This window comes from Nocardioides pocheonensis, from assembly GCF_003725535.1.
In the GTDB taxonomy this organism is placed as follows: Bacteria; Actinomycetota; Actinomycetes; order Propionibacteriales; family Nocardioidaceae; genus Marmoricola; species Marmoricola pocheonensis.
Genome location: NZ_RJSF01000007.1, coordinates 238,995 through 246,061, shown reverse-complemented (window position 1 = coordinate 246,061; position 7,067 = coordinate 238,995). Strand labels below are relative to the sequence as shown.

Annotated in this window: 8 protein-coding genes; 7 read left to right on the top strand and 1 reads right to left on the bottom strand. The window is 71.4% G+C overall.

Features of this window, described 5'->3' with window-relative positions:
- Positions 1-185: 185 nt before the first annotated feature.
- Positions 186-1,226, bottom strand: coding sequence for an LLM class flavin-dependent oxidoreductase (locus tag EFL26_RS04335; RefSeq protein WP_123221637.1), 1,041 nt, complete (start codon positions 1,224-1,226; stop codon positions 186-188).
- 53 nt (positions 1,227-1,279) lie between these two features.
- Between EFL26_RS04335 and hpt the strand changes: the two genes are divergently transcribed.
- The 7 genes from hpt to EFL26_RS04300 all read left to right on the top strand — a co-directional run bounded on the left by hpt (position 1,280) and on the right by EFL26_RS04300 (position 7,052).
- Positions 1,280-1,831 carry a hypoxanthine phosphoribosyltransferase gene (gene hpt / locus EFL26_RS04330; protein WP_123221636.1) on the top strand — a complete coding sequence of 184 codons (552 nt, stop codon included), beginning with the start codon at positions 1,280-1,282 and terminating at the stop codon, positions 1,829-1,831.
- 212 nt (positions 1,832-2,043) lie between these two features.
- Positions 2,044-4,080: an ATP-dependent zinc metalloprotease FtsH gene (gene ftsH, locus EFL26_RS04325; protein WP_425464099.1), complete on the top strand. Its 2,037-nt coding sequence runs from the start codon at positions 2,044-2,046 to the stop codon at positions 4,078-4,080.
- A gap of 7 nt (positions 4,081-4,087) precedes the next feature.
- The gene (folE, locus tag EFL26_RS04320; protein ID WP_123221717.1) at positions 4,088-4,702 is read left to right on the top strand and encodes a GTP cyclohydrolase I FolE; all 615 of its coding nucleotides are present in this window, start codon (positions 4,088-4,090) and stop codon (positions 4,700-4,702) included.
- A gap of 8 nt (positions 4,703-4,710) precedes the next feature.
- Positions 4,711-5,631 (top strand): dihydropteroate synthase, encoded by a 921-nt coding sequence (folP, locus tag EFL26_RS04315; protein WP_246000002.1) that lies wholly within the window; start codon positions 4,711-4,713, stop codon positions 5,629-5,631.
- Complete coding sequence (gene folB / locus EFL26_RS04310; RefSeq protein ID WP_123221634.1) at positions 5,624-5,986, top strand: dihydroneopterin aldolase; 363 nt, start codon at positions 5,624-5,626, stop codon at positions 5,984-5,986. The genes folP and folB overlap by 8 nt, the downstream gene beginning before the upstream one ends.
- Positions 5,983-6,552 (top strand): 2-amino-4-hydroxy-6-hydroxymethyldihydropteridine diphosphokinase, encoded by a 570-nt coding sequence (folK, locus tag EFL26_RS04305; RefSeq protein ID WP_123221633.1) that lies wholly within the window; start codon positions 5,983-5,985, stop codon positions 6,550-6,552. The genes folB and folK overlap by 4 nt, the downstream gene beginning before the upstream one ends.
- The gene (locus EFL26_RS04300) at positions 6,549-7,052 is read left to right on the top strand and encodes a DUF3180 family protein (RefSeq protein WP_123221632.1); all 504 of its coding nucleotides are present in this window, start codon (positions 6,549-6,551) and stop codon (positions 7,050-7,052) included. The genes folK and EFL26_RS04300 overlap by 4 nt, the downstream gene beginning before the upstream one ends.
- Positions 7,053-7,067 lie beyond the last annotated feature (15 nt).

Below are 7,067 nucleotides of genomic sequence, written 5' to 3'. Positions count from 1 at the left end.
GCTCGCTGGCGCTCGCACCTCAACCACCTAGGAGCGCGCGCCCGACAGCAAGGCCGGGCCGCGCGCCGTACCCCGTCGTCGCTGCCCGTTCCCCCGGCACCGACCGCCACCCGACGAGAGAGGTTTCGGCAAGCTCAACCACCGGGAGCGCGCTCGAACCACCCGGGAGCAGCAGGCCCCACCCCCTACAGCAGCTCCTTCGCCAGCAGCTCCAGCGTCCGCTCCCGCGCCGGCGAGCCATCAGCAGCCGTCCCGCGGAACGCCCCGGCGACCGGGTGCACCATCACCTCGTCGACCGCGAACTCCGCGGCGAGGGCCCGCAACCGCGATGCCGCGGACTCCGGCGTACCGATGACCCAGCGGTCCCGCATCGCCATCACGAGCGGCAGGTGGGCGTCGGGGACCGGGTCGGCCTCGGCGTCCTCGACCAGGCGCTGCGGCCGCAGCGGGCCGCCGGTGCGCAGCGCGACCATGGCCTGCAGCTGCGGCAGGGCGAGGCGGTCGGCCTCCTCCTGGGTCTCGGCGACGACGGCGTTCACCGTCAGGAACGTCTGCGGGGCGGCGAGCTCCGGTGACGGCCGGAAGCCCGTCCGGTAGAGCGCGAGTGCCTCGGCGGTCCCGTTGCCGGAGAAGTGGTGGGCGAACACGTACGGCAGCCCGCGCTCAGCGGCGAGGCGCGCGGAGTAGTCCGACGACCCGAGCAGCCAGACCGGTGGCCGGCCGGCCGCGTGCGGGGTGGCGTGGAGGGGGTGGGTGCGTCCGCCGATCGTGAGCCCCACACCGTCGGGGCTCATCATCGCGATCACGTTGTCGACGTACTCCGGGAACCGCGCCACCGCCTCGTCCTCGACCCCGCCGGCACCGTGCCGCAGCGCGTACGACGTCACCGGGTCCGTGCCCGGCGCGCGGCCGATGCCGAGGTCGATCCGGCCGGGGTAGGCCGCCTCCAGCAGCGCGAACTGCTCCGCGACGACCAGGGGCGCGTGGTTGGGCAGCATCACGCCACCCGACCCGACCCGGATCCGCCGGGTCGCTGCGGCCACGACCGAGATCAGCACCGGCGGGTTCGTCGCGGCGACCGCGGGCATGTTGTGGTGCTCGGCCAGCCAGTAGCGGTGGAAGCCGGTCTCGTCGGCTCGCTGGGCCAGTCCGCGGGTCGCGGCGATCGCGTCGCCGGTGGTCTGGTCGGAGCGCACGGGCACGAGGTCGAGCACGGAGAGGTGCATGCGGGGTGAACGCGGGCGCGGACCCCGATCTTCCCTGTGGCAGGCTGTGCGCCATGGACGCCAGCGACGTCGAGTCCGACCTCGTCAACATCCTCTTCACCGAGGAGCAGATCCAGGCCAAGCTCGCGGAGCTCGCGAAGCAGATCGAGGCCGACTACGACGGCAAGGACATCCTCATCGTCGGGATCCTGCGCGGCGCCGTCATGGTCATGGCCGACCTCGCCCGGGCCTTCCACCGGCACCTCGAGATGGACTGGATGGCGGTCTCGTCGTACGGGTCCGGCACGAAGTCCTCGGGCGTCGTCCGCATCCTCAAGGACCTGGACACCGACATCACCGGCCGGCACGTGCTCATCGTCGACGAGATCATCGACACCGGCCTGACCCTCTCCTGGCTCACCTCCAACCTGGCCTCACGCAACCCGGCCTCGGTCGAGATCTGCACTCTCCTGCGCAAGCCCGAGGCCCTGCGGATGCCCATCGACGTGAAGTACGTCGGCTGGGACATCCCCAATGAATTCGTGGTCGGATACGGACTGGACTACCAGGAGCGGTACCGGAATCTCCGCGACATCGGGACGTTGGCCCCGCACGTCTACTCCTGACCCGGACGCCCGATCCGGGAGGCCCCGGATTAGGCCCTGAGCGAACAGGGCACCCGGGCGGCACCCCGGTCGTTGGACGGGGAGAATGGTCGTGGACGGTACGTGGGGCAATTCGCCCAACCGCCCGGTACGGTCATCGTGAAGAGCCCGTATCTCAAGACAGCAGTGCGTCGCCTGGCAGGAGGACGGGGCCCCGAGCCCCGCAGATGGACATGAAGAGAATCGTGCGCGGTCCATGGTTGTGGATCGGCCTCGCCGGTCTGGGCGTGATCATCGCCCTGCAGTACCTCGTGCCGAACGGCGGGTACACCGAGATCGAGACGTCGAAGATGACGTCGTACATCACCCAGGGCGAGGTCAAGAAGATCACCTTCGTCGACGGCGGCGACCAGGAGATCCGCGCCGAGCTCGACAACGGCAAGAAGGTGCTCAGCCACTGGGTCGACGGCCAGCAGATCGCGCTCGTCGACCAGGTCCAGAAGCAGGTCGAGGCCAAGCAGATCAAGGACTTCAACGCGAAGGTCCCGCAGCCGAGCCTCCTCGGCTCGCTCGCCGCGACGATCCTTCCGTTCATCATCATCGTGGTGATCTTCCTGTTCCTGATGAACCAGGTGCAGGGCGGCGGCGGCCGGGTCATGCAGTTCGCGAAGTCCAAGGCCAAGCTGATCAGCAAGGACATGCCGAAGACCACCTTCTCCGACGTCGCCGGGTGCGAGGAGGCGATCGAGGAGCTCGGTGAGATCAAGGAGTTCCTCCAGGAGCCGGCCAAGTTCCAGGCGGTCGGGGCGAAGATCCCCAAGGGCGTGCTGCTCTACGGCAACCCGGGCACCGGCAAGACCCTGCTCGCCCGCGCGGTGGCCGGTGAGGCCGGCGTGCCGTTCTACTCCATCTCCGGCTCGGACTTCGTCGAGATGTTCGTCGGCGTCGGTGCGTCCCGCGTGCGCGACCTGTTCGAGCAGGCCAAGGAGAACGCTCCGGCGATCATCTTCATCGACGAGATCGACGCCGTCGGTCGCCACCGCGGCGCCGGCATGGGCGGCGGTCACGACGAGCGCGAGCAGACCCTGAACCAGCTGCTCGTCGAGATGGACGGCTTCGACGTCCGCGGCGGCGTGATCCTCATCGCCGCGACCAACCGTCCCGACATCCTCGACCCGGCGCTGCTGCGGCCGGGCCGCTTCGACCGGCAGATTTCGGTCGACCCGCCCGACCTCAACGGTCGCGAGCAGATCCTCAAGGTGCACGCCCGCGGCAAGCCGATGGCCCCCGACGTCGACCTGATCTCGGTCGCGCGTCGTACGCCGGGCTTCACCGGTGCCGACCTGGCCAACGTGCTCAACGAGGCCGCCCTGCTCACGGCGCGGCAGAACCTCAAGCTGATCGACAACTCCGCGCTCGACGAGGCGATCGACCGCGTCATCGCCGGCCCCCAGAAGCGCACGCGCCTGATGAGCGAGAAGGAGAAGCTGATCACGGCGTACCACGAGGGCGGCCACGCCCTGGTCGCCGCGGCCCTTCCCGGCACCGACCCCGTGCACAAGGTGACGATCCTGCCCCGCGGCCGGGCCCTCGGCTACACGATGGTGCTGCCCGACGAGGACAAGTACTCCCAGACCCGCTCGGAGATGCTCGACAAGCTCGCGTACATGATGGGCGGCCGGGCGGCCGAGGAGATGGTCTTCCACGACCCCACCACCGGCGCCGGCAACGACATCGAGAAGGCCACGTCGCTGGCCCGCGCGATGGTCACGCAGTACGGCATGACCGAGCGCCTCGGCGCGATCAAGCTGGGCGACAGCAACCACGAGCCCTTCCTCGGGCGCGACCTCGGGCACACGCGTGACTACTCCGAGGACGTCGCCGCGGTGGTCGACGAGGAGACCAAGAAGCTCCTCGCGACCGCGCACCAGGAGGCCTTCGACATCCTCGAGGAGAACCGCGACGTGCTCGACTCGCTCGTCGTGGCGCTGATGGAGCGCGAGACCCTCGACAAGGCCGAGGTGGCGGAGATCTTCACGGCGCTGCGCCGGCGGCCCGTGCGGCCTGCGTGGACCGGCTCGCCCGACCGTGCGCCGTCGACGATCCCGCCGGTCGCCGTGCCGAAGTCGGCCGCCAACGGCTCGGCCCCGGCCGACGACCAGCCGACCAGCGGCGTGATCCTGACCCCGCCCGGCTCCGGTGGCGACGTCCACGGCGACCCGGGCGTCGGTGGGGCGCCGGGCGGCGGCCCGACCCTGCCGCAGGCGTGAGCCCCGCATGACCGACTCGATCCGCCCGGACGGGCGCGGACCCGGGGACATCCCGGAGTTCGACCATGCCCGGGCCGAGGCCGCGGTGCGCGAGCTGCTGATCGCGATCGGCGAGGACCCCACCCGTGAGGGGCTGCACGACACTCCCGCTCGCGTCGCGCGCGCGTACGCCGAGTTGACGGCTGGTCTGCGCATGGAGGCCAAGGACGTCCTCACGACGACGTTCGACATCGGTCACGACGAGATGGTCCTGGTCCGCGACATCGAGCTGTGGTCGATGTGCGAGCACCACCTCGTGCCGTTCACCGGAGTGGCCCACGTCGGCTACATCCCCGCGGAGTCGGGCAAGATCACGGGCCTGTCCAAGCTGGCCCGGCTGGTCGACCTCTACGCGAAGCGCCCGCAGGTCCAGGAGCGGCTGACCACCCAGATCGCCGACTCCATGGTGGAGCTGCTCGAGGCCCGCGGCGTGATCGTGGTCATTGAGGCCGAGCACCTGTGCATGACGATGCGTGGCGTCCGCAAGGCCGGGGCGCGCACGATCACCTCGGCCGTGCGCGGCATCATGCACAACGCGGCCACGCGTTCCGAGGCGATGGCCCTCATCAACGCCTCACGCTAGGGGACCCGATGACGCCGGACCGGCTGACCGAGCGCCACGTCCGGGGCTTGCCGGTGCTGCCCCGGCCGCTGGTGATGGGCGTGGTCAACGTGACGCCCGACTCGTTCTCCGACGGCGGCCGGTTCCTGGGCGCGGACGCAGCCGTCGAGCACGGGCTCGCGATGCTCGCCGAGGGCGCCGACCTGCTCGACATCGGCGGGGAGTCGACGCGTCCCGGCGCGACGCGCCCCCTGGCCACGGAGGAGCTGGCGCGGGTGGTCCCGGTCATCACGCGCCTGGCCGAGCACGGGGCACTCGTGTCGGTCGACACGATGCGCTCCGAGGTGGCCGAGGCGGCGCTGGACGCCGGCGCCGTGGTCGTCAACGACGTCTCCGGCGGCCTGGCCGACCCCGCCATCCTGCGGGTGGTGGCGGAGCGCGGCGCGGCGTACGTCGCGATGCACTGGCGTGGTCACGCCGACTCCATGCAGCAGCGGGCGTCGTACGCCGACGTGGTCGGCGAGGTCTGCGACGAGCTCCGTCGACGGGTCGACGACGCCCTCGCCGCGGGCGTGCAGCCCGACCGGCTGGCCGTCGACCCGGGCCTGGGGTTCGCCAAGACCGCGGACCACAACTGGGCGCTGCTGCAGCGCCTCACCGAGCTCGACGCCCTCGGTCTGCCGATCCTGCTCGGGTCGAGCCGCAAGTCCTTCCTCGGAGCCCTCCTGGCCGCTCCCGACGGCACTCCACGGCCCGTCCTGGACCGTGAGGACGCCAACGTCGCGCTCACCACGCTCGCCGGCCTGCTGGGGGTCTGGGCGGTCCGGGTGCACGAGGCGCGGGCCAGCGTGGACGCGCTCAAGGTGGTCGCCCGATGGGCCGACCGGAGCGTGGACGAGCGGGGGTTTGGCGGGTCGGGTGCCCCGGGTAAGGTCGGCCGGGATGAGTGACCAGCTGGCGGTGCGCGGCATCGAAGTCCATGCACACCACGGTGTGTTCGACTTCGAGCGTCGCGACGGTCAGACGTTCCTGATCGACCTGGAGCTCGCGCTCGACACGCGGGCCGCGGCCGCCGGGGACGACCTGTCCCGCACCGTCGACTACGGCGCGCTCGTGGCCGACGTCGTCGCGGCCGTGGAGAAGGACCCGGTCGACCTGATCGAGACCCTTGCGCAGCGCGTCGCCGACGTCTGCCTGGGACGCGACCAGGTCGCGTCGGTGCAGGTCACCGTGCACAAGCCGCACGCCCCGATTGCCGCGACGTTCTCGGACGTCGCCCTGACGATCAACCGGAGCCGTCCATGAGCGAGTCCCCCAACCCCAACGTCATCGACACCGACACCCTGACGGGTGACATGCACCCGATCCGGCGCGCGGTGCTGTCGATCGGCTCGAACCTCGGTGACCGGGTGTTCAACCTGCAGGGCGCCGTCGACGCCCTCGGCGACACCCCCGAGGTCTGGCTGACCGGGGTCTCGCCGGTCTACGAGACCGCTCCGGTCGACGCGCCCGAGGGCTCCGAGGACTTCCTGAACATCGTGGTCACCATCGACACCACGCTCTCGGCGCCCACGCTGCTCGACCGCGCGCTGGCGATCGAGGCGGCGTACGGTCGCGAGCGCGGGGGCGAGCTCAACGCTCCGCGCACGCTCGACGTCGACCTCATCGTCGTCGGTGACCGGCGTGCCGACGACGACCACCTCGTGCTGCCGCACCCGCGTGCGGGGGAGCGGGCGTTCGTGCTCGCGCCCTGGCACGACCTGGAGTCGGACGCGCAGATCCCGGGCGTCGGCCCGGTCGCGGAGCTGCTCGAGAAGGTGGGCCGCGACGGGATCACGCGGCGTGACGACATCGAGCTCGAGGTGTCGTGAGCCGGGACCTTCCTCCGGTCGACGACGCCCCGCCGCCCCCGTCGCCCCAGGAGGGCCGGATCCGGCCGACCGGGCCGGGGCCGCTGGTGGTCGTGGGCCTGGTGGGGCTGGTGATCGGCTGGGCCATCCGCGGCCAGGCGATCCGCTCCGGCGCCGCGGTGCCCGGGGTGTCCTGGCTCGCCGTCGGCATCGCGTACTTCGTCGCCGCGGTGGTCGGCGGCATCGCCTTCCTCACCTGGCGCACGGTGCAGCGCGAGCACCTCAGCCTGTCGGCGCAGCAAGGAGTCGCCCGGCTGGTCCTCGGCAAGGCCATCGCCCGCCTCGGCGCCTTCGGCGTCGGCGCCTACCTCGGCATCGCGATCTCGAACATCGGGGTCGGCGGCGAGCAGGCCTCGGTGACGATCCTGCATGCGTCCCTGGCCGCCCTGGGCGCGGCGGTCGCGCTGGTCACCGGGCTGCTCCTCGAGCACGCGTGTCGGATTCCTCCGCAGGACCGCTAGCAAACTAGCCTTGCC

What these genes read in the sequence shown, in the direction of transcription:
- folP (WP_246000002.1), top strand. Translation starts at nt 4,711, where the DNA reads ATGACGCCGGACCGGCTGACCGAGCGCCACGTCCGGGGCTTGCCGGTG.
- folE (WP_123221717.1), top strand. Translation starts at nt 4,088, where the DNA reads ATGACCGACTCGATCCGCCCGGACGGGCGCGGACCCGGGGACATCCCG.
- folB (WP_123221634.1), top strand. Translation starts at nt 5,624, where the DNA reads ATGAGTGACCAGCTGGCGGTGCGCGGCATCGAAGTCCATGCACACCAC.
- hpt (WP_123221636.1), top strand. Translation starts at nt 1,280, where the DNA reads ATGGACGCCAGCGACGTCGAGTCCGACCTCGTCAACATCCTCTTCACC.
- folK (WP_123221633.1), top strand. Translation starts at nt 5,983, where the DNA reads ATGAGCGAGTCCCCCAACCCCAACGTCATCGACACCGACACCCTGACG.
- ftsH (WP_425464099.1), top strand. Translation starts at nt 2,044, where the DNA reads ATGAAGAGAATCGTGCGCGGTCCATGGTTGTGGATCGGCCTCGCCGGT.
- EFL26_RS04335 (WP_123221637.1), bottom strand. Translation starts at nt 1,226, where the DNA reads ATGCACCTCTCCGTGCTCGACCTCGTGCCCGTGCGCTCCGACCAGACC.